Annotated in this window: 21 protein-coding genes and 1 pseudogene; 13 read left to right on the top strand and 9 right to left on the bottom strand. The window is 69.4% G+C overall.

Annotation, left to right across the window (positions count from 1 at the left end; all coding sequences use genetic code 11):
- Positions 1-104: 104 nt before the first annotated feature.
- The 7 genes and pseudogenes from AB8P05_RS03895 (at position 105) to recG (ending at position 10,653) form a co-directional block, all read left to right on the top strand.
- Complete coding sequence (locus tag AB8P05_RS03895; protein WP_472758882.1) at positions 105-1,316, top strand: methyl-accepting chemotaxis protein; 1,212 nt, start codon at positions 105-107, stop codon at positions 1,314-1,316.
- Positions 1,317-1,444: 128 nt separating this feature from the next.
- A pseudogene (locus AB8P05_RS03890) lies at positions 1,445-2,211 on the top strand (CheR family methyltransferase).
- Complete coding sequence (locus AB8P05_RS03885) at positions 2,208-3,620, top strand: chemotaxis protein CheW (protein ID WP_472758881.1); 1,413 nt, start codon at positions 2,208-2,210, stop codon at positions 3,618-3,620. The pseudogene AB8P05_RS03890 and the gene AB8P05_RS03885 overlap by 4 nt, the downstream one beginning before the upstream one ends.
- Positions 3,617-4,684 (top strand): chemotaxis-specific protein-glutamate methyltransferase CheB, encoded by a 1,068-nt coding sequence (gene cheB / locus AB8P05_RS03880; protein WP_472758879.1) that lies wholly within the window; start codon positions 3,617-3,619, stop codon positions 4,682-4,684. The genes AB8P05_RS03885 and cheB overlap by 4 nt, the downstream gene beginning before the upstream one ends.
- Before the next feature lie 56 nt (positions 4,685-4,740).
- The gene (locus AB8P05_RS03875) at positions 4,741-5,154 is read left to right on the top strand and encodes a response regulator (protein WP_472758878.1); all 414 of its coding nucleotides are present in this window, start codon (positions 4,741-4,743) and stop codon (positions 5,152-5,154) included.
- A 40-nt stretch (positions 5,155-5,194) separates the two neighbouring features.
- Positions 5,195-8,158: a chemotaxis protein CheA gene (locus AB8P05_RS03870; RefSeq protein WP_472758877.1), complete on the top strand. Its 2,964-nt coding sequence runs from the start codon at positions 5,195-5,197 to the stop codon at positions 8,156-8,158.
- A gap of 413 nt (positions 8,159-8,571) precedes the next feature.
- Positions 8,572-10,653, top strand: coding sequence for an ATP-dependent DNA helicase RecG (gene recG / locus AB8P05_RS03865; RefSeq protein WP_472758876.1), 2,082 nt, complete (start codon positions 8,572-8,574; stop codon positions 10,651-10,653).
- Here recG and AB8P05_RS03860 read toward each other — a convergent pair.
- Together AB8P05_RS03860 and AB8P05_RS03855 are read right to left on the bottom strand one after the other, a co-directional pair.
- Positions 10,605-11,414, bottom strand: coding sequence for a DUF502 domain-containing protein (locus AB8P05_RS03860; protein WP_472758875.1), 810 nt, complete (start codon positions 11,412-11,414; stop codon positions 10,605-10,607). The genes recG and AB8P05_RS03860 overlap by 49 nt on opposite strands.
- 82 nt (positions 11,415-11,496) lie before the next feature.
- Positions 11,497-11,898, bottom strand: coding sequence for a hypothetical protein (locus AB8P05_RS03855; RefSeq protein ID WP_472758874.1), 402 nt, complete (start codon positions 11,896-11,898; stop codon positions 11,497-11,499).
- A 219-nt stretch (positions 11,899-12,117) separates the two neighbouring features.
- On the opposite strand from AB8P05_RS03855, the gene AB8P05_RS03850 reads away from it, so the two are divergent.
- Positions 12,118-12,822 carry a Crp/Fnr family transcriptional regulator gene (locus AB8P05_RS03850; RefSeq protein WP_472758873.1) on the top strand — a complete coding sequence of 235 codons (705 nt, stop codon included), beginning with the start codon at positions 12,118-12,120 and terminating at the stop codon, positions 12,820-12,822.
- Positions 12,823-12,963: 141 nt separating this feature from the next.
- On the opposite strand, the gene AB8P05_RS03845 is transcribed toward AB8P05_RS03850, so the two are convergent.
- Both AB8P05_RS03845 and AB8P05_RS03840 read right to left on the bottom strand, forming a co-directional pair.
- Positions 12,964-13,161 carry a hypothetical protein gene (locus tag AB8P05_RS03845; protein ID WP_472758872.1) on the bottom strand — a complete coding sequence of 66 codons (198 nt, stop codon included), beginning with the start codon at positions 13,159-13,161 and terminating at the stop codon, positions 12,964-12,966.
- Between the two features lie 36 nt (positions 13,162-13,197).
- Complete coding sequence (locus AB8P05_RS03840) at positions 13,198-13,392, bottom strand: hypothetical protein (protein ID WP_472758871.1); 195 nt, start codon at positions 13,390-13,392, stop codon at positions 13,198-13,200.
- Positions 13,393-13,654: 262 nt separating this feature from the next.
- Here AB8P05_RS03840 and hisE point away from each other — a divergent pair, with 262 nt between their 5' ends.
- Positions 13,655-14,044 carry a phosphoribosyl-ATP diphosphatase gene (gene hisE / locus AB8P05_RS03835; RefSeq protein ID WP_455171972.1) on the top strand — a complete coding sequence of 130 codons (390 nt, stop codon included), beginning with the start codon at positions 13,655-13,657 and terminating at the stop codon, positions 14,042-14,044.
- A 7-nt stretch (positions 14,045-14,051) separates the two neighbouring features.
- On the opposite strand, the gene AB8P05_RS03830 is transcribed toward hisE, so the two are convergent.
- Positions 14,052-15,764, bottom strand: coding sequence for a sensor histidine kinase (locus tag AB8P05_RS03830; RefSeq protein WP_472758870.1), 1,713 nt, complete (start codon positions 15,762-15,764; stop codon positions 14,052-14,054).
- Between the two features lie 494 nt (positions 15,765-16,258).
- On the opposite strand from AB8P05_RS03830, the gene AB8P05_RS03825 reads away from it, so the two are divergent.
- The 4 genes from AB8P05_RS03825 to AB8P05_RS03810 all read left to right on the top strand — a co-directional run bounded on the left by AB8P05_RS03825 (position 16,259) and on the right by AB8P05_RS03810 (position 20,126).
- On the top strand, positions 16,259-18,028 hold the full coding sequence (locus AB8P05_RS03825; protein WP_472758869.1) for an ATP-binding response regulator: 1,770 nt from the start codon (positions 16,259-16,261) through the stop codon (positions 18,026-18,028).
- Between the two features lie 102 nt (positions 18,029-18,130).
- A complete protein-coding gene (locus AB8P05_RS03820; RefSeq protein WP_472758868.1) occupies positions 18,131-18,682 on the top strand; it encodes a SiaB family protein kinase in 552 nt (183 codons plus the stop codon).
- Between the two features lie 23 nt (positions 18,683-18,705).
- Positions 18,706-19,104 (top strand): DUF1987 domain-containing protein, encoded by a 399-nt coding sequence (locus tag AB8P05_RS03815; protein ID WP_455171968.1) that lies wholly within the window; start codon positions 18,706-18,708, stop codon positions 19,102-19,104.
- Complete coding sequence (locus tag AB8P05_RS03810) at positions 19,101-20,126, top strand: sensor histidine kinase (protein ID WP_472758867.1); 1,026 nt, start codon at positions 19,101-19,103, stop codon at positions 20,124-20,126. Before AB8P05_RS03815 ends, AB8P05_RS03810 begins: the two co-directional genes overlap by 4 nt.
- A 35-nt stretch (positions 20,127-20,161) precedes the next feature.
- On the opposite strand, the gene AB8P05_RS03805 is transcribed toward AB8P05_RS03810, so the two are convergent.
- From AB8P05_RS03805 to ftsH, 4 genes are all read right to left on the bottom strand, one after another.
- On the bottom strand, positions 20,162-20,923 hold the full coding sequence (locus AB8P05_RS03805; RefSeq protein ID WP_472758866.1) for a response regulator transcription factor: 762 nt from the start codon (positions 20,921-20,923) through the stop codon (positions 20,162-20,164).
- 189 nt (positions 20,924-21,112) lie between these two features.
- The gene (locus AB8P05_RS03800) at positions 21,113-22,684 is read right to left on the bottom strand and encodes a SpoIIE family protein phosphatase (protein WP_472758865.1); all 1,572 of its coding nucleotides are present in this window, start codon (positions 22,682-22,684) and stop codon (positions 21,113-21,115) included.
- A complete protein-coding gene (locus AB8P05_RS03795; RefSeq protein WP_472758864.1) occupies positions 22,681-23,481 on the bottom strand; it encodes a substrate-binding periplasmic protein in 801 nt (266 codons plus the stop codon). The genes AB8P05_RS03800 and AB8P05_RS03795 overlap by 4 nt, the downstream gene beginning before the upstream one ends.
- A gap of 134 nt (positions 23,482-23,615) precedes the next feature.
- Entirely contained in the window at positions 23,616-25,397 is a 1,782-nt protein-coding gene (gene ftsH / locus AB8P05_RS03790; protein ID WP_472758863.1) for an ATP-dependent zinc metalloprotease FtsH, read from the bottom strand.
- Positions 25,398-25,430: the final 33 nt, after the last annotated feature.

The raw sequence follows: 25,430 nt of genomic DNA, 5'->3' as shown, positions 1-25,430 counted from the left end.
CCTTGCTTCGGTTGGGGTGCATCCGGCAAGTCATAAGGGTGGCGTGCGTCGTCCGCGAGTTGTCGCGGGGCGCCGCTGGTCGATCGTGAGGAGCCGTTACCGCAATGTCCTTTCCGGCCAGCCTGCGAGTTCTTCCCCGGTTCGGCATCGCCGTCCTGCTGCCTTCCGCCGCGGCGCTTCTGCCGCTTCTGCTTCCCCGCCTCGTTCCGGACATCGCGCCGCAAGCCCTGTGGCTGGCGACGGGCGGGGCGCTCGCCCTTGGGCTGCTGGTCGCGTCGGTGCTGGCGCTCGACCTGTCGGACGCGATGGCCCGGCTGCAGGATGCCGCCTCGCGGCTCGCCGAAGGGACGGAAGGCGATGCTCCCGCCCCGGTGTCCCGCGGGGACGAGGCCGGCGCGGTCGCCGCGGCCCTGGCACGCAGCATGGCGTCCCAGGATGCGCTGCATGCCGCCCTCGTCCGCCTGACCCGCGAGGCGGAGGACGGCGACCATCCACTGCCGGCACTGCCCGGCCGCTATGCCGAGATGGCGGCGCTGGTGGAGGAGGCCCGCAGCTCCTTCCTGCGCATCGGCCAACAGGCGGCCCAGGTCGCCGTCGCCGCGGGCCAGGCCAGCACGGCGGTATCCCAGGTCGCGGACGGCGCCTCCATCCAGACCGAGGATCTCGACCGGGTAGTGAACGCCGTCGGCCGGTCCGTCCGCGCCATCGCGGAGGTGACGGACAGCACCCGCGCCGCCTCCGACATGGTGCGCGTCACCGCCGGCTTCGCCGACAAGGGCAAGGCGGAGATGGCGCGGCTCGTCCGGGTGTCGCAGACCATCGGCGACAACAGCCGCCGCATCGGCCGCATCACCGAGGCGATCACCCAGATCGCGGTGAAGACCAACATCCTGTCGGTCAACGCCTCCATCGAGGCGGCGCGCGCCGGCGAGCAGGGCAAGGGCTTCGAGGTCGTTGCCGAGGAGGTCGGCAAGCTCGCCGACAATGCCGTGGAAAGCGCCCGCCAGATCGCCGAGATCGTCGAGGCCGCCGCGGCGATGGCGGAGGAGGGCATGGCCGCCACGGCGGAGGTGGTTCAGATGATGGACGGCATCGCCGAGCGCGTGGCCCAGATCGACCGCATGGTCCAATCGGTCGCCGCCGCCATGGCCCATCAGCAGGACCACATCGTCGAGATCGAATCGAACGTCGGCAACATCCGCACCGTCGCGTCGAAGAATGCCGCCGCGTCGGAGGAGATCACCGCCACCATGGTCCACCTGTCACGGCTGGCCGACGACACGCGGCGGCTGGCCGAGCGCTTCCGGGCGTCGTGAGCGGGGGCGTCGCTCCTCCCGGCCCGCTCGACGCCCTGGCCCGGCGGCTGCTGGACGATGTCCGGCGCAAGGCGGGCATCCGCCACGACCGCCCGCTGGAACGCAAGCTGGCGCGCATCCTGGCGGCGATGCCCCTGCCGGTGCTGGAGGAGTGGGTGGCGCAGATCGAACGGGCGCCGGCCGACAGTCCGGACTGGCTCAGCCTGATCGAGAACCTGACCATCCACGAAACCTATTTCTTCCGCGACCTGCCGCACCACGCCCATCTGCGCGGCCATCTGCTTCCCCGGCTGATCGCCGACCGGCGGGCGGACCGGAGCTTGCGGATCTGGAGCGCCGGCTGCGCCACGGGGAGGAGGCCTACAGCCTCGCCATCGTGACACTGGAGGCGCTGGCCGACGCCGGGGAGGCCCGCCGGACCGCGCAGGGGCTGGAAACCGACTGGGACCTGCAGGTTCTGGGGACCGATCTCAGCCGCCTCGCCGTGCGGCAGGCCGCCAACGCCTGCTATGGCGGGGAGGGGCTGGGGCCGTTCCGCGAGATGCCGGACGGCTATGGCGGCTGGTTCGTCCCGCTGGGGAGCGAGGCGCCGCTGCACCGCCGGGTGCATGCCGACGCCCGCCGGATCGTCCGCTTCGCCCGCCACAACCTGATGGATGCCGGACTGCCGGACGGCGCGCCGGCGGGGGGCTTCGACCTCGTGTCCTGCCGCAACGTCATGATCTATTTCGACGACGACAGCCGCGACCGGGCGCTCTCCCTGCTGACGGCGGCGGTGGCTCCGGGCGGCTGGCTGGTGCTGGGCACCACCGACCGGCTGGCGGAGGATGGCCGGTTCGAGCGTCACCGCGGCGACCGGGCGCTCGCCTACCGGCGGCGGGAGACGGGGCCATGACCGCCCGCGGTTTCCTGACCTTCGACATCGCCGGCACGCCCTTCGCCGTTCCGGCCGACCGGGTGGAGGAGGTCGCCGAATCGACCGGCACCACCCGCCTGCCCTTCGCGCCGCCACAGGTGGAAGGGCTGGCGACCGTCGGGGGACGCATCCTGCCGGTGCTGGACGTCACCGGCTATCGGTCGCTCGGGCTGGCCTGGGCCGGCGGCCGGCGGGGCGGGCTGCTGATCGTCCTGCGTGCCGGTGCCGGGCTGCTGGCCCTGCGCGCCGGCCGGATCGGCGGCACCCTGCCGGCGGAGCGGGTGACGCTCGCCGAAGCGGAGCCGGAGGATGGCGGGACGCCGGTGGCCGGCCGCCTGCGCCATGGCGAGCGCTCGCTGCGCCTGCTCGACCCGGACCGGATGGAGTTGGGGCGCGGTCCCTTCCGGGCCGGGCCGTTCGATGCCGAGGCGCTGACCGGCGCCGCCGCCGAACCGCCCGACCCGTCGCGCGAGCGCGCCAGCGTCCGGTTGCTGATGGTGGAGGTCGCCGGCCAACCGCAGGCGCTGGAGATGGCCGACCTGCTGCTGGTCTTCCCGCTGGCCGACCTGCGCCCTCTGCCCAACGCGCCGGCCATCGTCCGCGGTGTGGCGCCGGTGCAGAAGCGCTCCGTCCTGGTCACCGACCCGCTGGGGGTGGGCGACCGTCCCGGCGGCTATGCCGCCGTGCTGCGGACGGGGCGCGGTCCGGTCGGCGTGCGGGTGGACGGCGTGCGCGGGGTGGTGCGCGTGCCGCTGGACCGCGTGCGCGCCGGGGAGGCCGGTGCGCCGGCACGGGTGGTGGATTACGATGGGACTTGGCTCGACGTGAGGAGCGGAGCGCGCATGCTGGGCGATCATCTCGACGACATCGGCGGCTTCGTTCCGGAGGGCGGCGACCCGGACGACGATCTGGCCGAAAGCCGCCTGCCGCGCCGCTTCTACCGCCGCTTCCTGACCTTCGTGGTGGAGGCGCGGGTCTATGCGCTGGAGTTCGAGAAGGTGCGCCGCGTCGTGGAGGCGTCCGACCGCCTGCGCCTGCCGCAGGGGGCGGAGAGCTTCGACGGGTTGACCGACGTGGATGGCCGCATCCTGCCCGTGCTCGACCTGCGCCGGCTTCTGTCGCAGGGACCGGTCGGCACCGCGCCGCCGACGGCGGGAATCGCGATCCTGGTGGAGATCGACGGGGGCACAGTGGCGGTGATCGCCGACGAGATCCAACGCATCCGCAAGATCGCCGCCGAGGACGTCGATCCGCTGTCCGACCGCCTGACCGCCGCCGTCATCCGCCTGGACCATGCGCTGATCCCCGTGCTGAGGCCGGAGGGGCTGACCGCCGCCGCCTCACCCACCGCAACCAGGGCCCTCCCGGCCGGGACCGCCGCGCCATGACCGGCCCGCGCATCCGCCTGCTGGTGGTGGACGACAGCAACTTCGTCCGCATCGCGCTCCGCAAGATGCTGGAGCCGGCATCGGACATCGAGATCGTCGGCGAGGCGCGCAACGGCGCCGAGGCGCTGCGCCTGTCGCGCAAGCTGAAGCCGCATGTCGTGGCCATGGACCTGAACATGCCGATCATGGACGGCATCGAATCGGTGCAGGCCATCGCGGCGGAAAAGGGACCGCCCTGCATCATGGTCTCCAACGAAACGTCGGAGGGGGCGGCGGCCACCATCCGGGCGCTGGAGACCGGGGCGGTGGATTTCGTCTGCAAGAACAGCTCCTTCATCACCTTCGACATGGCGTCCATCGAACGCCAGTTGACCGAGAAGGTGCGCCACTGGGGCCGCTGGCGCATGGCCCTGACCGGGGAGGCCGGCGGCGTCCCTGCGCCCGTGCTCTCGGTGGAGCCGCCGGCGCCGCCGCGCCCCGTCATCCGCGGGCATCGTCCCGACCTGATCGTGGTCGGCGTCTCCACCGGCGGGCCGGTTGCGCTGGCGGAACTGCTGGGCGCGCTGGGGCCGCTGCCCTGTCCGCTGGTGGTGGCGCAGCATATGCCGGCCAGCTTCACCGCGGGCTTCGCCGCCTCCCTCGTCCGCTCGCTCGGCCGGCCGGTGGTGGAGGGCTGCGACAATGCGGCGCTCGACCCCGGCGTGGTGACCATCCTGCGCGGCGGCGGCGACTGGACGGTGCGCCGTCCGTCCTCCGGCCGATTCTCCCTGCATGCGGCGGACCCGGCGGAGACCATCTACCACCCCTCCGCCGACCGGCTGTTCCGCAGCGCCGCCGAGGCGGCGGAGTCGCCGGTCGCCGTCGTGTTGACCGGCATGGGCGAAGACGGCAGCCTCGGCGCGGCGGCCTTCGCCGAGCGGCGCCTTCCCGTCCTGGTCCAGGATCCGGCGACCTGCGCCGTCGACGGCATGCCCAAGGCGGCGATCCGCGCCGGCGTCGCCACGGAGGTGTTGCCGGTCGCGGGAATCGCCCGCAAGCTGAACATCCTCTTCACACCCGCCTGACCCGAACGCGGATTCCGAACGCCGACTGGCACTGCAAGCATAGGAAATTCTCACCCATGGCGAAGCCGACGATCCTGCTGGTCGATGACTCGGTGCTGATGCGCACCATCATCGGCGACATCGTGCGCGCGGACGACGAGCTGTCCCTCGTCGGCGCGGCCGAAAACGGCAAGGTGGCCCTGGAGATGGTCAAGAACCTGAAGCCGGACATCGTCCTGCTGGACATCGAAATGCCGGAGATGTCGGGGCTGGAGGTGATGGAGCATCTGTCGCTGATGTCGCGCGCCAAGGTCATCATCATCTCCTCCGTCGCCCAGGTCGGCTCGCCCGAGGCGAACGAGGCCCGCGCGCTGGGCGCGGTGGAGATCATCGCCAAGCCGTCCGGCACCATGAGCCTCGACCTCGCCCACAAGAAGGGCCACGACATCGTCGCCGCCATCCGCCGCGCCGCCGGTCTTCCCCGCCCGTGAAGCCCTGATCCCAGGCTCTACGCCTCCTGAGCGGTGAACAATGAGCAGCGAACTGATCGAGACCCTGTGGCGGCAGTTCGGCGTCGAGGCCGGCGAGCATTTCGACCTGCTGGAAAAGCTGCTCTCCGCCACTCCCGGCGGCGTGCCGGACGCGGAACGGATCGCCGCCCTGTTCCGCTCCTTCCACTCGCTGAAGGGCGCGGCGCGCGCCATGGACCTCTTCGCGATGGAGGCGGTGGCCCACAGGGCGGAGACGATTCTCGGCCGCGTCCGCACCGGCGCGCTGCCCCTGACGGAGGACGTCGCCGCCCCGCTGCTGGAAGCGCTGGACGCGCTGCGCGGACTGGCCGAGTCCGGCATGCGCGACCGCCGCGACGGGCAGGCGCCGGCCGACCTGCTGGCGCGGCTCGACGCGCTGGGCGGCGAAGCCCCGGCGGCCAAGCCGGTTCCGGCATCGCCGCCTCCTCCGCCGGTGCGGCTGCACGAAAACGAGCGGATGCTCGGTCTCTTCGTCGGGCTGCTGCATGACGGCATGGCGACGCTGACCCGCGCGCTCGACCTCGACAGCCTGGACGGGGAGGGGCTCAGCAGCGTCGACGACACCGCCGACCGGCTGCAGCTGGCCTGCGAGAGGCTGAATTTCCTGCCCTTCGCCGATACGCTGCGCCGTTTCCGCGAGGCGCTGGCGGCCCGCGATGCGGACGGCATCCTGCGGGAACTGCAGGCGGTCGCCACCGCCAGTGCCCGCATCGGCCGGCTGACCGGCAAGGATGCCGGTGCGGCGATCCTGGCCACCCTGCTGGCCGACCACAATGCCCAGCTGCTGGCCCAGGGCGCTGCCCGCGCCGATGCGCTGCTGGCTGACCCGGCATCCCTGGTCGACGGGGCCGCGGCCGAACTGGCGGGGCTGCTCGACCGCATGGCCTCGACGCTGGACATCGTCCGGCTGCCGCGCGGCTCCGCCCTGCTGCGGGTGCTGGCCGACGTGATGCGCCGGGCGCCCGCCGCCGGCCATGCCGACTGGCCGATCCTGCTGGCCGATGCCCGCAGCGCGCTCGCCGATCTGGCAGCGCGCGCGTCCTGCGACCCGGCGGAGGATTTGGACGCCGACGGCGCCATGGTGCTGGAAGGGCGCCTGCGCGCCTTCGTCGATGCCGTCTCCGCCGAGAGGGAGGCCGGGGAGGCGCGCCGGCCGCTGACCGCCGAGGAGCTGTCCGCCCTCGGGCTCGATCCCGGGCTGCTGCGTTTCCTGTCGCCGGACAGCACCGCCGATCTGCGCGCCGCCATCGCCGATCCTGCCGTCCGCCTCTACGAGGTCACCGCCTTCCTGGAGACCTCGGCTGAGGTTGCCTCCGGCTTCGTCCAGTGGATGGGCAGCAAGGTGCGGGCGATCACCAACTGGCCGGAGTTCATCGAAGGCAAGACCTGGCTGCGCGTCCTGATCGCCTCCCCCCAGGAGCTTCCCGCCCTGGCCGACGCCCTGGCCGGCATCGATCCAAGCGGCGGGTTCCTGCGCATCCGCCCCTGCACTCCCATGGAACCGGCCGGGGCGGGCGGGGTGTCGGCGGACGCCGAACCGGCCACCGAATCGGCCGGGGATCAGCCGAGTTCGGCCTTGCCGGCGGTCGCGCCCGCCGCCGCAATGACGCCCGGCTTCACCCCCGATCTGCCGCCGGCGATGCCCGCCGCCCCGTCGCGCCCGGCCGCGGCGCCCGGCGGCGGCGTGCTGCGCGTCCCTGGCGAGGTGGTTGACCGCTTCATGGCGCGCATCGACGGCATGGTCCTGCTGTCCGGCGACCTGAACGCCACCGCCAACGACCTGCGCCTGGAAAGGGCGCTGGCGGGGCTGGCCGAGCGGCTGGGCGCCGGCGACCCCGACCTGCGCGCCCTGCAGGAGGCGGTGGAGCACCACCGCCGCGACCTTCTGGACCTCGACACCCAGCTCAGCCGCTCCGTCGACCGGCTGCGCGAGGCGGCGCTCGACCTGCGCGTGGTGCCGATCGAAACCCTGTTCAACCAGTTTCCCCGCATCGTGCGCGAACTGGCACGGATCCAGGGCAAGTCGGTGCGTCTCGCCATGGAGGGCGGCGAGGTGCGCATCGACAAGAGCATGGTGGAGACGCTCTACGACCCGCTGATGCACATGGTACGCAACGCGATCGACCACGGCATCGAGACACCGGCCGACCGCGAGGCGGCGGGCAAGCCGGCCCAGGCGACGCTCTGCCTGCGCGCCATCCAGCGCAACAGCCGCGTGGTGGTGGAGATCGCCGACGACGGCCGCGGCATCGCCGCCGAGGCGGTGCGCGCCAAGGCGGTCCGCCAGGGCTTGATCGGCGAGGAGGACAGCCTGCTGCTTTCGCCGGAGGCGGTGCGCGAGTTCATCTTCGCCCCCGGCTTCTCCACCGCCGACACGGTGACCGAAACCTCGGGCCGCGGCGTCGGCATGGACGTGGTGCGAAACGCCATCAACCGGCTGGGCGGCAGCATCGCCATCCGCACCCGGGAAGGGGCGGGCACCGCCTTCGCCATCGACCTGCCGCTGTCGGCCGCGATTCTGCGCACGCTGCTGGTCCAGGTGGACGATCAGGTGCTGGCGATACCCGACCGCTTCGTCGAGGAGGTCTGCGGCTTCACCGCCGACGATTTCCACCAGCTGTCCGGCTGCTGGACCGTTCTGCGCCGCAAGCGGGTGCTGCCGGTGGTCCGGCTGGCCGACGCGCTGGGCTTTCCCGCCGAAGGCGAATGGCCGCCGGCCGGCCCCGGCCAGAGCCTCGTCGTTGTGCTTCGCCACGGCAACCGCCGCATCGGGCTGGAGATCGACAGACTGTTGCGCCGGGGCGACCTGTTCGTCCGCGAAAGCCATCCCGGCCTTGCCGACGTGCCGGGGGTCGGCGGCGTGTCGCTTCTGAACGACGGGCGCATCGTCATCATCCTGGACGGCGACGAACTCTATCGTCTGGCTGCTGCGGCACAACGGCGCGAGGCGTCCACCCCGGCATGAACGCCGGTTCATGACGTGGATTTCATGGTCGGGTCAGGTTCGGGACAGGGCCACGGGGCTACAGTCCTTCTTGTGACGCGGTCGGGCCAGCCCCCCTGAAACACCGGCCAGTCATCCAGAGCGTCTTCTCATCTGGTGTCTCTTCCCGATGGTCCCCTGCCATCGGACATGACCGTCCGGCTCTCCCGTTTGCCACTGGACGGTACCTATCGGCGGAGCGCGTCCAGGGCCATTTTCCGGCCGACGTTGCCCCCCACCGCAGGCCCCGGCCCTGGGTGTGCTCCGCCGTTCCTTCCCCCGGCAGCCAATTGCCCTGCAGCCTTTTGCCCGGCCACCGTCCAGCGGCCTTGACGCCGCCCCGCCCAAGCGGCTTTCTGAAGGCCGTCCAAGGCTTTCCCGATAGCGTCCCGCTCGTGCGTCCCGCCATCCTGTTTCCGCTGTTCAAACCGGTCACGGCTCTCCCCGGCCTCGGCCCCCGGCTGGGCAAGCTGGTGGAGAAGCTGGCCGGCGCCCATGTGGTCGATCTGCTGTGGCATCTGCCCTGCGGGGTGGTGGACCGCCGCTTCTCGCCGAAGATCGCGCAGGCGCCGCACGGTCGCATCGCCACCCTGACGGTGCGCATCGATTCGCACGCGCCGCCGGTGAACCCGCGCCATCCCTACAAGATCCGCTGCACCGACGAGACCGGCGTCCTGGAACTGGTGTATTTCCACGTCCGCGGCGACTGGCTGTCGAAGCAGATCCCGGCGGGAACCACCATGGTGGTCTCCGGCAAGGTGGAGTGGTTCAACGACACCGCCCAGATCACCCATCCCGACGCCGTGGTCCCGGTCGATTCGAAGGAAGACCTGGAACTGGTGGAGCCGGTCTATCCGATGACCGCCGGCCTGCCGGCCAAAACCCTGCGCAAGGCGGTGCGCGCCGCCCTCGGCGACGTTCCGAAGCTCGACGAATGGCAGGACCCGGCCTGGCTCGCCCGCCGGCAATGGCCGGGCTGGGCCGAGGCGCTGACCCGCGCCCACACGCCGGAGGATGAGGGCGACCTCGCCGCCACCGCCCCCATCCGCTGCCGCCTCGCCTATGACGAGCTGCTGGCGAACCAGCTGGCGCTGATGCTGGTACGGGCCAGCCAGCGGCGGCTTGCCGGGCGGGTGACGCAGGGCGACGGCAGCCTGCGCCGTGCCGCGCTGGCGGCGCTGCCCTTCTCCCTGACCGGATCGCAGGCGGCGTCGCTGGAGGACATCTACGCCGACATGGCGGCCGAACGGCGCATGTTGCGGCTTTTGCAGGGCGACGTTGGCAGCGGCAAGACCGTCGTCGCGCTGATGGCAATGCTGAACGCGGTGGAGGCCGGCGCCCAGGCCGCCCTGATGGCGCCGACAGAGATCCTCGCCCGCCAGCATGCCGAAAGCCTGGCGCCGCTGTGCAAGGCGGCGGGGGTGGAGATCGGGCTGCTCACCGGGCGCGACAAGGGCAAGGCGCGTCAGGCGGTGCTCGACCGGCTGGCGTCGGGCGAGCTGCCGCTGCTGGTCGGCACCCACGCCTTGTTCCAGGAGGATGTCGCCTTCAAGGATCTGGCGCTGGCGGTGATCGACGAACAGCACCGCTTCGGCGTGCACCAGCGCCTGCAGCTGTCGGCCAAGGGGCGGGCGGTGGACGTGCTGGTGATGACCGCGACGCCGATCCCGCGCACCCTGACGCTGACCGCCTACGGCGACATGGACGTGTCGCGCCTGACCGAGAAGCCGGCCGGCCGCAAGCCGGTGCAGACCGTCACCATCGCGCTCGACCGGCTGGAGGAGGTGGTTGGCGGCATCCATCGCAAGGTGGCGGAGGGCGCGAGGGTCTATTGGGTCTGCCCGCTGGTCGACGAATCGGAGCAGAGCGACCTCGCCGCCGCCACCGAACGCCATGCCTTCCTGCGCGCCACCTTCGGCGACCGCGTCGGACTGGTGCATGGCAAGATGCGCGGGCCGGACAAGGACGCGGTGATGGCCGCCTTTGCGGAGGGCAGCCTGGACGTGCTGGTCGCCACCACTGTGATCGAAGTCGGCGTGAATGTGCCGGAAGCGACGGTGATGGTGATCGAGCATGCCGAGCGCTTCGGTCTCGCCCAGCTCCACCAGCTGCGCGGCCGGGTCGGGCGTGGCGAGAAGCCGTCGAGCTGCCTTCTGCTGTTCGATTCGAACCTGACCGAAACGGCGCGGGCGCGTCTGAAGACCCTGCGCGACACCGAGGACGGCTTCGTCATCGCCGAGGAGGATTTGCGCCTGCGCGGTGCCGGCGAGGTGCTGGGCACGCGCCAATCCGGCCTGCCCGGATTCCGGCTGGCCGATCTGGCGGTGCACGGCGATCTGCTGGCGGTTGCGCGCGACGACGCACGGCTGGTGGTGGAGCGCGACCCGGACCTCGCCAGCCCGCGCGGACAGGCCTTGCGGACCCTGCTCTATCTCTTCGAACGCGACGCGGCGGCGAAGACCTTGCGGTCGGGCTGATCCCGGCCGTCATCCGGGCTTCGGCCCTCCTCGTCGGCGGGCGGCGGCGCCACCAGAGTCGGTCGGCGGTCGGGCGGAACCACGATGCCCCCGGACATCACCAGCTTCAGGCCGTCCTCAACCGACATGTTCAGCGCGGTCACCTCGTGCCGCGGCACCATCGCCAGATAGCCGGCGGTGGGCGGGGCGCAGGGGATGAAGACGTTGACCATGTCGTCGGCCTGTCCGGCCAGCTGCAACTGCACCTCCGGATGGGCATTGCCGGTGATGAAGCCCAGCGACCAAACACCGGGCCGCGGATACTGGATCACCACCACCTCGCGGAAGGCGTTGGATTTCTTGGCCAGCACGGTCTCGAAGATCTGCTTCACCGCGCCATAGACGGAGCGGACGACCGGCATGCGCCCGACCACCCCTTCGCCCACTCCGAGGACCAGCCGGCCGACATAGCCGGCGGCGAAGGCGCCGATCAGGGTGACGACGACGATCACCACCAGCAACCCAAGACCGGGGATCGAGAAGGGCAGGTAGTTTTCAGGATTGTAGGCGCTGGGGATCAGGGGCCTGATATGGCCGTCGATCAGCGACACGAACCACCAGGCGATATAGGCGGTGATGGCGATGGGGGCGGTGACCAGGATGCCTGCCAGGAAATAGGCGCGCAGGCGTCCCATGAATCCGATGCCCTCGCGGCGGTGCCGCGCCGGTTCCGTCGGCTGGGATTTTTCCTGTGCCTTCAGGTCCTTCTGATCTCCGCTCACGCCTGCCCACCCGCCTGTCGTCTGCCTGCGCCATAGTGGGGCAAGCGCGCCGCGCTCTCAACTGCCGTGTGGTGCGGACGGGTCAGCCGACAAGCGATCCGGCGATCACGCACAGCAGGGTGACCGCCCCGGCAATGGCGGCGCCATCGACATGGTTGGGGAAGGCCTGCCAGAACTCCTCACCGGAGATCGGTTCCGGCGCGTCGAACTCGTCCATCGACAGGCCGGCGGCCATGCCGCCGCAGGTGCGGTCGGCGATTGCACCCGACAGGTGGGCCATGGCGACGGCCAGATAGCAGAATGTGGTGAAGTCCAGCAGGAAGCCGAGCGTGCTGGTCGATTCGCCGAGCGGGCTGGCGGTGAAGCCGGTGGCGGCGACCGTGCTCGCCATGGCGACGGACGCTGCGAAGGGGATCAGCGCGACCGACAGCAGGCGCTGGGAATCGACGCGGCGGGCGGTGGGCACGGGGAACAGGTTGGGCATGGTCGGCACTCCGGCAACAGAGGAGGGGGCGGAGAAGGGCTGATTGGCGAGGCGTCAGTCCCTTCTGCCCCCTCAGCGTTAACGGAGGGTTGACACCGGCCATTGGTCACAACGCCTTCCCCTTTGTGCAGGTCGAGCTATCCTTTCGCGCAAGAAGCAATCCGGGCCGGAGGCCGAAACAGTCCCGTGTCAAAAGCCGAGTTGCCGAATCCAGACGCCATGCCGGACGCACCGCCCGGCGGGCTGGACCGCATCGCGCTGCTGCACCCGCTCTCGGCGGATCAGCGGGCGGCCGTGGCGCGCCAATGCCGCTGGCGTCGCTTCGCCCCGGACGAGCAGCTGATCGACCATTGGGCGGACACCCGTGACGTCGCCTTCATCGTGGACGGCAGCGTGCGGGTGGTCAGCCACTCGGCCGGCGGGCGCGAGGTGAGCTTCAGCGACATCGAAAGCGGGGAACTGGTGGGGGAGATGTCGGCGCTCGACGGCCGGCCGCGCTCCGCCTCCGTCGTGGCGCTGGGGGAGGGGGCTTTGATCGCCTTCCTGCCGGCCCGGCCCTTCCAGCAGCTGGTGGCCGCCCATCCCGAACTGGCGATGGCGATGATGCTGCGGCTTTGCGACAAGCTGCGCAGCGCCACCGACCGCATCATGGAACTGTCGACGCTGGGGGCCAACAACCGCATCCATGCCGAACTGCTGCGCCTTGCCAAACGGGGCACGCGGCGGGGGGCCTCGGCGATCATCGCCCCAATTCCGGTTCATTCCGATATCGCGTCCCGCGTCAGCACGACGCGCGAGACCGTGGCGCGCGTGCTGAGCGATCTGACCCGCGACGGCATTCTGGAACGGCGCCCCGATGCCCTGGTGGTGCGCGACCTGCCTAAACTGGAACTGTTGGTCGAGGATGTCCGCGGCGGCGTGTGACGCGCCGGCGGCGGGGAGCGGCCGGTCGACGACCAAGCTCAAGGAAGTAGCGAATCTGGACATGAAAAGGCCGCGGCCGCCCGTTGGAACGGGCCGTGCCGCGGTCGCCTTTCGGATCCGGTCTAGCGTGCCGCGCGGGTGTCAGCGCTGCAGCGAGCGGAACAGGATCGCCATGGGAGTGGCCTGCACCCAGTCCGCCAGGAAGGTGCCGACCGGACGCAGCAGGATGGCCGCCGGGGTGGCTTCCAGCCAGTCGGCGACGAAATCGCGGACCGGATGCAGCGACAGGCCGTCGCCATGGATGTCGTGATCGCCGCGATGAAGGCTGAGGCTGCTCATGATGGTCTCCGTCGAACAGAATGGATAGGAAAGGGGTCAACGCTTCAGCAGGCCGAGGACGATGCCGGCGGGAGTGGCGGCGACCCATTCGCGCAGGAAGGCCGCGACCGGGCGCAGGACCAGATAGGCCGGGGTGGCTTCGAACCAGGCCACCGGAAATTCGGCGACGGCATGCAGGGCATCGGTCGAAGTGTTGTGATCGGTGCCGGGCTGGAAAGTGGTGGTGGTCATGATCGGTCTCCATCAAGCTGGTGAGGAGACTATATACTGGTATACCCAATGCCAAATACGCTCTGTCTGCATTGCTGGCTGCTGCAAAAATTACAGCTTGACCGAGATTTTCTTCGGCAGATCATCAGTCGCATTATTAATCAGCGATACTGACGTTCGGTGATTGAAATATCCGTTGGAGGGGTTCCCGTTTCGCCGCTGAAATGTTCGGACATCAAACCAATATCTTGACAGCGCATCCCGAAAAAACGACTTCAAGCCCATGGTTCAGTACATTGGTCCCGATCCGCTCCGCAGCCTGTACGAAGCGGTGCAATCCCTGCGGCGCGAGCCCTCCGCCGCACCTGAAGCCTCACGCACGGCAAAGCTGCTGGCCCAGGGGCGTGCCCGCATGGCCCGCAAGGTTGGGGAGGAGGCGATAGAGGTGGCGATCGAGGCCATGCGCGGCGACCGCGACGCGCTGGTGATGGAGGGGGCCGACCTCCTCTACAACCTCGTCGTCCTGCTGGCGGACCTGGACATCGCCCCGGACGAAATCCTGGCTGAACTGCGCCGCCGGGAACTGGCCTTCGGAATCGCGGAAAAGCTGCCGAAGTCCGACGACCCGATCAACGGCGTGGCGACCGCGCCGGCCAAACGGAGCAAGCGCTGAGCGGTGTCTAGGACGCCTCCTCCTCCTGCGGAAAACAGAGGTCGAATCGCGTGCCGTCCGCGCGGGTGAACCGGTACTCGCCACGGATTTGCCGGGCAAAGGCGCGGATCAGGTCCATGCCCATGGAGCGCCGTCCGGGTTCCGCCGCCGGCTGCGGTTCGGGAGCGCCGGTGCCGTCATCCGCCACCGTCAGGTGCAGCATCCTGTCCTCCGCCGTGACGGTGATGGTGATGGTGCCGGAACAGCGGTCCGCAAAGGCATGCTTGAAGGCGTTCGACACCACCTCGTTCAGGATCAGGGCGAAGGGCACCACCCGGTTCAGGTCGACGGCGAGCGGTTCCACCCGGTGGCGGATGGTGATCTCCCGGCCCGGGCGCCGGTGGAAGCTGCCGAGGTGACCGGCCAGCGCCTCGATGAAATTGTCGAGCCGGACCGAAGACACCCCTGTCGAGCGGTAGATCTGCTCGTGGATCAGCCCCATCGTGTTGATGCGGCTCAGCGCTTCGCTGAACGGCGCCTCCAGTTCCGGCGAACGCTGCGCCTGCAGTTCCAGCAGGCTGAGGATGACCTGCAGGTTGTTCTTCACCCGGTGGTGGATGTCGCGCAGCAGCACCTCCTTGTCGGCCAGCGCCTGGTCCAGGTGGCGGGTACGCTCGGCGATCCGGCTTTCCAGCGCTTCGTTGGCGAGGCGCAAGGCATCCTGCGCGTCGGCGGCCTGCCGGGACCGGCGCAACGCGATGAAGCCGAGCAGCCCGAGCAGGCCGAAAGACGGAAGGGCGAACAGGGCATAAGGCTCAACTCGGCTTCGCCATGCCGCCTCGATGGAAGCGAGGTCGGTGCCATACACCACATAGACCGGGAGATTCGGCACCTTGCGACGGGCCAGCACCCGCTCCACCCCGTCGAAGGAGGTCACGGCGCGGAAGGTGCCGTTCCTGTCGGGTGTGGTGACCAGCTCCGGAAAATGGCCGATGTCGGCACGGTTGGGGTCGCCGCCCAACGGCTCCCGCACCATCAGCTGACCGTCTTCGCGCAGAAGCAGGATGACGTCGCGCGGATCATGCAGGACCGACCGGTAGAATTCGGCGAAATAGTCGGGAAGCAACGAGATCTGGACCACGCCCTGGAACCGGCGGTCGGGCAGTTCCATCCGGCGGCTGAGGGTGAAGAAGATCTCCGAGTTGATCTTGCCGCTCAGCCGCGGACCGATGTGGATGGTGTCGCCTTTGCCGAGATGCGCGCGGAAATACTCGCGATCGGCCGCGCTCAGCATCCGCATAGGCCATTCGAAGCTGCTGGCGCGGACGCGACCCGTCTCGTCGGTGATCCAATAGGACTGAACCTCCGGCGTCTGCGAGGCGAAGATCTTCAGCCGTTCGTGCAGCAGGGGCGAAGCGTCGATGCGGTCCCATCCCAGATCGTCGACCATCCATTCCAGGTGCAGCAGCGTCATGGCATGGATGCCGAGCGTCTTGGCCGCATGTTCTTCCAGCACGCGGGCGATGGCCGTGCTTCGGTTCTCCGCCTCCGCCGTCACCTGGCTGCGGTACTGGTGGGCGGCGATCGCCAGCATGGCGACGGTAAGGGCAAGGGCGACGGCAAGCAGCGCCAGGACTGCCGGAGAGGCGGCCTTGCGCCCCGCCCGTACGCTGTCCGGTCCATGCAGCGCTGTCGAATCCCCGGCGGCGTGCGCATGCTGTTCGAAACCGGCGGGGGTCATCTGGGCAAGACGTTCCGTTGATGAAGGGCGATGGTTACGGTCAAGCATAGCGCAACGCCCGACCTTCGTCACCCTGCAACCAGGCAGGGATTTTGTTCTCATGATTATCTCGCTATGGTCGGGCTGTGGACCGGCGGCTTCGCCGCAAGGCACGGCAGCGGCCGTGGAGCGGGAGGTAACCATATGGAGCCTGATGCAAAGGGAAGCACAGAGGCGCGGTGCCGCCGGACGCAAGCCTCGTGGTCGTAAACACACTGAACGTTTCCATAGACAAGCTTCCGGCACTTCGCGGGCAAGCATCTTCTTCCGGATGATTATCGGCGGGCGGCGACGATCCTCCGTCATATGCGACAAATTGAAACGAATGCTACCGAACGGGTCGAATCGGCCTTGGAAGTGGTCGCGGACAGTGCTTCCATCCTGACTGAACGTCGTACAGGCAGGTCGGGCGGGCGGGCCGGGGCCGACCTGTGCCGGCCAAGGGGGAGACGGGAATGATGGGGAAGGATGGCGGACCGGACGACGAGCTGCTGTTCGGTCCGGAGGACGGGGCCGTCACGGCGGTGCGTCCCCAACGGCCTTCCGGCTCGCCCTGGCCCATCCTGGTGGTGGACGACGATCCGCAGGTCCATGCCATGACCGCGGTGCTGCTGCGCGACTTCGACTTCGACGGCCGCCCCTTCGAGGTGGTGAGCGCCCTGTCGGCGGAGGAGGCGAAGGAGATCCTGGCCCTGCGGCCGGACCTGCCGGTCGCACTGCTGGACGTGGTGATGGAAACGGAGGATGCCGGCCTCAGGCTGGTCCGCCACATCCGGCAGGATCTGGGGAACCAGCGCATGCGCATCATCCTGCGCACCGGGCAGCCGGGGCAGGCGCCGGAGCGCGACGTCATCGTCGGATACGACATCAACGACTACAAGGCCAAGAGCGAGCTGACCGCCCAGCGCCTGTTCACCACGCTGGTCAGCGCGCTGCGGGCGTGGCGCGACATCGTGACCATCGAACGCAACAGGCAGGGTCTGGAGCGGATCCTCAACGCATCGTCGTCGCTGTTCGAGATGCGGTCGATGGGCGCCTTCGTCGAACGGTTAGCGGAGCAGATTGCCCGCCTCGTCGATCCGGGCGGCACGCCCTCCGTGCTCGCCTGCCGGCCGCTGGAACGCGGTGACGGCAGCCGGACGGTCGCGCTGGTGGCCGGCCTAGGGGAGTTCGCCGGCAGCATCGGCATGCCGGTCGCCGCCGTCCTGCCGGCCGGCGCGGTGGCGGAGATCGAGGATGCGCTGCGGACCCAGCGCAATCTCTACCATGACGACCGCTGCGTCCTGGTCTTCCGCACGCGTGAGCATGGCGTGACCGTTTTCCGGCTGGAACGGGCGGAGCCCTACACCCCCGACGAACACCGGCTGCTGGAGCTGTTCTGCAACCGGGTCGCCATCGGCTTCGACAATGTCTGCCTTTACGAAGAGCTGGTGGCGCTGAACCGCTCGCTCGAGCGGCGGGTGGAGGAGCGCACCAACGAGCTTGCCGCCAACCAGAAGGCGCTGATCCTCGCCAAGGAGCGGGTGGAGCGCGCGCTGGAGTGCGAGTTGCTGGCGCGCGACCGCCAGCGCCAGTTCCTGGGCATGGTCAGCCACGAGTTCCGTACCCCGCTCGCCATCATCGACAGCGCCGCCCAGCTGCTTGCCATGAAGGCGGAGCAGGTGGAGCCGGAAATGCTGGAGAGGCTGGCGGTGATCCGCGGCAGCGTCCAGCGCCTGACCGGCTTGATCGACGCGCATCTGACCGACGAACGGCTGCAGAGCAACGCGCTGGTCCTCGACCGCGCCGAGATCGATCTCCCGGACCTGATCCGCAGCGTCGTCCGGCCTTTCCGCGTCGCCTACCCCGACCGCGAGTTCCGGATGGAGCTGGACGGCCTGCCGCGTCTGGCGGAAATCGACGCCCATCTGATCGGTCTGGTTCTGACCAACCTCGTCAACAACGCGGTCAAGTATTCGGGGCGGGACGAACCGATCCTGCTACATGGCGAAAAGGACGGCGCCATGGCCGTGATCGAGGTGACCGACCATGGCCGGGGCATCCCTGCCCAGGAGATCCCGCGCCTGTTCGACCGCTTCTTCCGGGGGTCCGGCGCCTCGGGCGTTCCGGGGACCGGCATCGGGCTGCATACGGTCCAGCAGATCGTCCTGCTGCATGGCGGCGCTGTGGCGGTGGACAGCGAACTCGGCAAGGGATCGACCTTCCGGGTCCTGTTGCCGGTGTGATGGCGCCCGATGTCAAGCCCGAGCGAAATGCTATGGCCCTTTGGGATAAGGAATGAGATAGTCGGCACATGTCCGGCACTGACGGAAAATCAGGCGGCTCCCATGCTTGCACAGCAGTATGCGGCGATCAAACGCGATCTGGATGACAAAGGTATTCTGTTTTCCTTCAGTGGATACTTGTCGGAAGGGATACTTTATTCTCTGGGCGAGGCGTTGCGCGAAAAGATGGCTCTGGAGGAGGCCGATGGTCCCACCATCCGCCGGGTCTTTTCCGTCTTTGTTGAGCAGATGCAGAACATCATCCGCTATTCGGCGGAAAAGATGTCGGGCAGCGCTGGCCGCGCGGTGGAACTCAGCGCCGGCATGGTGACCATCGGGGTGGAGGACGGCAAGGTCTTCATCGTCTGCGGCAATGCCGTCCGCAACGGCGACGTCCCGCGACTGAGGCAGCGCCTGGATTATCTGAAGAGCCTCGACCGCAACGGCATCAAGAGCTACTACCGCGAGCAGCTTCGGGAGGAGCCGGACGACGGCAGCCGGGGTGCGACCCTGGGGCTGATCGAGATCGCCCGGCGGGCCAGCGATCCCATCGACTATGATTTCGATACGATGGACGCGGACCGCAGTTTCTTCTGCCTCAAGGTCCGCGTCTGAGCGGCCGAACCGAGCGACGAGCCATGGACAGCCTGACCATTCCCGCCACCGGACGCACGCCGGGCGTCTCCTTCGACTTCGCCGGCGGCCATTTACGCATGACCGGCGAATCCTATCCCGACGACGTCGCCGGCTTCTTCGGCCCGGTGTTCGACGCGCTGCGCGGCTATCTTGCCCGCGCCGACGGCGGCCCGATCCGCTTCGACATGGAACTGCTGTATTTCAACAGTTCCAGCGCCAAGGCGCTGATGAACATCTTCCAGATGCTGGAGACCGTGGCGAAGGCCGGCCGCCCGGTGACGCTGACCTGGTGCGTGGAGGAGAACGACGAGTCCATGCGCGAACTGGGCGAGGATTTCGCCGAGGATCTGCGGCATGTCGTCTTCCGGATGCGGGAGATCCCCGCCGGCGGCGGTCCATGAGCTTCAACCTCTTCGCGGCCGAGGAGGAGGCGCTCGCCAAGGCCCGCGCGCTGGAGAAGAGGCTGGAGGCGCTGGCGCCGCAGTGCCTGTCCGAGTTCCGCGAATTCGTCGCCGCCTTCGAACTCAGCACGCGGGAGCAGCAGCGGCTGGTCCGGGTCAGCGACCGCCTGCAGGCCCAGCTGAGCGACGCCAACCACGAGCTGGAACGGCGGCGCAGCGAGGCCGAAGCCGCGCTGGAAAGCCTGCGCGAGGCGCAGGAGGCGATGGTTCAGTCGGAAAAGCTGGCGTCCCTCGGGGCATTGGTCGCCGGGGTCGCGCACGAGATCAACACGCCGGTCGGGATCGCCGTCTCCTGCGCCTCCCACCTTGCCGATGCCACCCAGTCCCTGCGCCGCCGGGCGGCGGATGGGGAACTGGGCAAGGCGAAGTTCGCCCGCTACCTCGCCACCGCCATCGACACCACCGACCTGATCCTGGGCAACTGCGAACGGGCGTCGCAGTTGATCGCCGGCTTCAAGCAGGTCGCGGTCGACCGGGCAAGTGCCGTGCGGCGCTGCGTCAACCTTGCCGCCTACATCCAGGATACGCTGGTCAGCCTGCAACCGAAGCTCCGGCCCTCCGGCCATGCGGTGTCGGTGAGTTGTCCCGGCGATCTGGAACTGGACAGCTATCCGGGCGTGCTGTCGCAGATTCTGTCGAATCTGGTGATGAACGCCCTGACCCATGCCTTCGCCGACGGTCGGCCGGGAGACATGGCGATCACGGTGGACCTCCCGACTCCGGATACGGTCCGCCTGTGCTTCACCGACACCGGCCGCGGCATGAGCGAGGAGCACCGCGCCCGGATCTTCGAGCCGTTCTTCACCACGCGCCGCGGGCGCGGCGGCAGCGGGCTGGGGCTGCACATCGTCCACAATCTGGTGGTCGGCGTGCTGAAAGGGTCCATCGCGGTGGACAGCGCGCCGGACCGCGGAACCAGTTTCACGCTGCTGTTCCCGCGCCGGACGCCGGGTCAGGACTGATACCAGCGGTCATTGAGGATGACCGCTGGTATCAGTCAGCCCTGTGCCGCGCCCACCACCCGGATCGGCGCGGAAAAGACATAGCCGACACCGTGCACCGACTTCAGCGGGGCGGGACCGCCAATGGCGCCCTCCACCTTGTGGCGCAGCCGGCCGACGACGGTGTCGATGGAACGGTCTTCCGGGTTCCAACGGCGGTTGTAGAGGGCCTGCGAGATCTGGTCGCGAGTCGCCGGCTTGCGTGCCTGGGCGGCCAGCAGGCTGGTCAGCTTCATTTCCATGCTGGTCAGGCTGATGCGGATACCGGCCGGATTGGTCAGGCTCCATTCCGTGGGATCCAACGACCAGCGGGCCTCGTCGATGCCGTCGTGACCGGCGTCGGCGGGCGGCGTGCCGCCGGCCGCCTGGGCTGCCGATTCGGCGGCGCGCTCGCTCAGCCGGCGCAGCAGCGACTTCACCTGCGCTTCCAGTTCGCGCAGCTCCACCGGCTTCACCAGATAGGCGTCGGCGCCGATCTCCAGCCCGACCACCCGGTCCACGGTGGAACCGCGGGCGGTGACCATGATGATGCCCGCACCATGGCCGTCGCGCAGACGCGCCGCGATCTTGAACCCGTCCTCGTCCGGAAGGTTGACGTCCAGGATCACGACCGCCGCATTGTGATCCTGGAGCAGACGGTCGAGTTCCGCACCGTCGCGCGCGCCGATCGCATGGAATCCGCAGCCCGTCAGGTATTCCACCATATCGGAGCGGAGCGAACTCTCATCTTCGACCACGACGATCGTCGGACCTGCCATGCCGTGCTCTCCCTGATGCCGCGCCTGTGCACACCACTACAACGGGTGGAACATACCCTAGAATGCCTAAATTTTAAAACAAAGTTGATGGGCTTCGGAATCTGGGCTGGACCTGCTGCGGACGGCGCGTCACAACCTGTCACAAAAGGTGTCATCTCTGTAACAGATTCGCGCGGACGGTCCAGGCCTTTATGCGGCGCGACGGCCTGATCCGGCCCGGTTCGCGGCTGCTGCGTCGGTCAGCCGCACGCGGAAGCCGAAAAGAGTGATGTCGTCGCGCTGTTCGCGTCCCGACTGGAACCGGTCGAGGGAGGATTCCAGCTCCGTCTTCAGCCGGTCCAGCGGGCCGGTTCCGCCCTGGCGGAGCATGTCCCGCAAGCGTGTCCTGCCGAAGCTGCGCCCATGTTCCCCGCCATTCTGGTCGGCCAGCCCGTCGGTACCCAGGATGAAGGTCTGGCCCGGCCGCAGGGCGATGCCGTGGTTGGTGAAGGACGACTCGGCAACCGACCGGTCCGCCGCCTGCCCGGCCGGACGGTAGCCAAGGCTCCTCCGGTCGCCGCGCAGCTCGGTCACGCCGTCGTCCGTCACGATCAGCAGGGGGATGCGGGCGCCGGCAAAAACCAGCCGCCCCTCGGCGGGCCTGATGTGGCAGAGCGCGAGATCCAGCCCGTTGTCGAAGCATTCGGCCCCGCTTCGGGCTTCCCCCTCCTGATGCAGGGCGGCGCGCACCTTGCGGTCGACGGCGGCAAGCACCGCCGCCGGGTCGGCGGCGCCCAACTGGTCCAGCGCGTTGTTCAGCATCGCGCTGCCGGTCATCGTCATGAAGGCGCCCGGCACGCCATGCCCCGTACAGTCGGCGACCGCGACGACGAATCCGTCCGCCACCTCCCGGCAGACATAGAAATCGCCGCTGACCACGTCGCGCGGGCGCCACAGGACGAAATGCTCGGTCAGGCCGGCCGACAGCGCATCGGCGGACGGCAGGATGGCGGACTGGATCAGCTGTGCGTAGTTGATGCTGTCCATGATGGCGCGGTTGGTGGCGGCCAGCGCCTCCGTCCGTTCGCGGACCCGGCTTTCCAGCATGCCGGTGTGATCCTGCACGGTGGCGGCCATGCGGTTGAAGCCGTCGGCCAGCACGCCGATCTCGTCGGTGCGGCCGGCATCCACGCGGGCGCCATAATCGCCGCGCGCCATGGCGCTGGCCAGCTGGGTCAGCCGGCGCAACGGGCGCAGCACCATGCGGTTCATCGTCAGGCCCAGCACCGCCATCGCCCCCAGCAGCGAAAGCAGCAGCAGCCCGACCACCGGCACCAGCGCATCCAGGGTGGCCTGCCGGACCTCCGCCGTCGAATAGGCGATCCGCAGGGTGCCGACCGTCTGGACCCGGCCTTCGCGCCCGTGCAGGACGATGGGGCGTTCGACGGTGATGCGCTCCGCCTTGTCCTCGCCGGTCGCCGTGATCTCCGCCAGCGGCAGGTCGCGGTCGGTCTCGAACACCGTGATGGAGCGGATGGCGGGGTCGCGGCCGGTCAGCGCCTCGATCATCCGCTGGGCGCTGCGGTTGTCCAGTTCCCACACCGGGCCGCTCAGCGCGTCGGCCTGGGTCGCCGCGACCAGTTCGGCGCGGCGCAGCAGGTCCTGGTGGCGCTGGTCCTCCACGATCCGTTCCGACAGCAGCACGGCCGCCGACCCGATGGTCGCGGTGGTCAGCAGGATGGCCCCGGCCACCCGCGCCAGCAGGGAGGATCGGCGCCTCACGTCAGAATCCCGCTCCGTCGCCACAGCGACTCCAGCCGCCCGTCCGCGGCGAGGCGGTCGAGCAGCGAGTCGAGCCACGCGGTCGCGACGGTTCCGCCCCGGCGGGTCAGGATGGTGTGCTCGTAAATCTGGTCGGTACGCTCCGACACCAGCAGCTGCCGGCCGAGGTCCGGCTCGCGCTGCAGGAAGCGGGTCAGGAAGGAGCGGGTGACGATGGCCAGATCGGCCCGGCCCGCGACCACGCTGCGGACATTGCCCTCATGCGTCACCGTGACGCGGGTGCGGAAGCGCTGTTCGAGGATTTTCGGGTCGGCCTCGAACCCGGCGAAGGCGTAGTGGAACCCCAGCCGCCCGAGAATCGACTTGCCGGACAGATCGTCGAAAAAGCGCTGGTCGATGCCGGGGGCCGCGCGGGCGACGAAGACCTCGGCGTCGCGCAGGAAGGAGCGGGTGGCCTCGACCGGCCGGTCCTGCCAGCCCCAATTTCTGCATTCGAAGGCGATCATATCGAACCGCCCCTGCTCCAGGTCGTCGTACCGCCGCTGCGGGGCGGTGCGGACCATCTCGAACCGCCGTTCCGACTGCGCTGCGTTGAACAGGTCCAGCAGGTCGCGGGTGACGCCGCCGCCCTTTTCATCGACATAGGGCGGGAATTCGTAAGCGCCGACCCTGATGACGGCGGCAGCGTCGGCTGCTGCAGTGTGTGCCCCGGCCGGTCGGCCCGGAAGCAGGGGCAGGGATGCGAGGAGGGGCAGCGCGGTCCGCAGAACCGTGCGGCGGGATAGCGGCCCCGTCATCGCGCCCCCTCTGTTACCCAGTTCCCATCCGGATTAATCTACCCCGGTATGCACCTGCGCCGCAATGCGGGACATTTCCTGTCGGGTTGATGGGGCTGCATGCCCGCCCTTGGCTGCCGCCGCGTTGCGCGATCTCAGGCCGCCTCGGTCGCGCGCTCCTCCTCGCGGTCGGCCAGTTCCGTGATCTCGTCGCCGCTCAGGGTCTCCCGCTCCAGCAGGGCCTGGGCGATGCCGTCCAGGGCGGCGCGGTCGGTGCGCAGCAGGCGGCGGGCATGCTCCATGCCTTCGTCGGTGATGCGGCGGACCTCCTCGTCGATGCGCCATGCGGTGCGCTCGGACCGGGCGCCCGGCTCTGCGGCGGCATGGGCGACATAGCCGATCTCCTCGCTCATTCCCCAGGCCGTGACCATGCGGCGGGCGAGGTCGGTGGCGGCGCGGAAATCGGCCTCCGCACCGGTGGTGACATGATCGGGGCCGAAGACGATCTCCTCGGCGGCCCGGCCGGCCATGGCGACGGCGATGTCGGCCATCAGCTTGGCGCGCGAGACCGAGACGCGGTCACCCTCCGGCAGCCGCACCACCATGCCCAGCGCGCCGCCACGCGGGATGATGGTGGCCTTGTGGATCGGGTCGGCCTGCGGGCAGCGCAGGGACACCAGCGCGTGGCCGGCCTCATGGACGGCGATCAGCCGCCGCTCGTGCGCCGACAGGGCGAGGCTGCGGCGCTCGGTGCCCATCAGCACGCGGTCCTTGGCGGCCTCGTAATCGGCCATGGTGACGACGACCCGGCCCTGGCGCGCCGCCGACAGGGCGGCCTCGTTGGTCAGGTTCGCCAGCTCCGCGCCGGAGAAGCCGGGCGTGCCGCGCGCCACCGTGCGGGCGCAGACGTCGGGCGCCAGCGTCAGCCGGCCGGCATGGACACCCAGGATGGCCTCGCGTCCCGCCACGTCGGGCAGGCCGACATGGATGTGGCGGTCGAAGCGGCCGGGACGGAGCACGGCGGCGTCCAGCATCTCCGACCGGTTCGTGGCGGCGATCACCACCACCTCGCCGCCCTCGACGATGCCGTCCATTTCGACCAGCAGCTGGTTCAGCGTCTGCTCGCGTTCCGAATGGCTGTTCGATTCGCCGCGCTTGCCGGCCAGCGCGTCGATCTCGTCGATGAACAGGATGCAGGGCGCGCTGGCGCGGGCGGTCTTGAACAGGCTGCGGACGCGCGCCGCACCCAGCCCGACGAACATCTCGACGAAGTCGGAGCCGGAGGCGGCGAAGAAGGGCACGCCGGCCTCGCCCGCCGCCGCCTTGGCCAGCATGGTCTTGCCGGTGCCGGGCGGGCCGACCAGCAGGATGCCTTTGGGCACGCGGGCGCCGGCCATGGCGAAGCGGCGCGGGTCCTTCAGGAATTGCACCGTCTCGCGCAGTTCCTCCTTGGCCTCGTCCACGCCCGCCACGTCGGCGAAGACGGTCTTGGTGTCCTCCGGACGCACGCGGGTGGTCCGGCCCATGCCGAAGAACTGCCCGCTGCTGAGCAGCAGCCCGCCGATCAGCAGGGCGACCACCAGGAAGGGCGCTGCGCGGTCGAGCACGCGGACCGTCTGCGCCATCAGCCCGTCCGGCCCTTCGTCGAAGGCGATGGCGACCTTGTGGCTGCGCATCTCCTTCAGCAGGTCATCGGTGACCGGCATCACGATGCGGTAACGGCTGCCGTCGGTCGCCACCGCATGGCCGGCGCCGTTGGAAAAGGTGACGGACTCGATTTCGCCGCGGCCGGCCCGTTCGATCAGCGCGCTGTAGGTTGCCGGCTGTTCGTCCGCCCGCCGGCTGTGATCGTACCATGCCGCGAAGCCGAGCCACGCGGCGAGCAGGGCGGCCAGGACGGCAAGCGCGATCATCGGGCGTTTCGGCAGCGTGGGCATCTCGGCTCCGCGGAATGGTAGGGACTGGCTTTC

This window comes from Azospirillum sp. VT-I1, from assembly GCF_055698305.1.
This window is presented reverse-complemented; position numbering and strand designations above follow the sequence as displayed.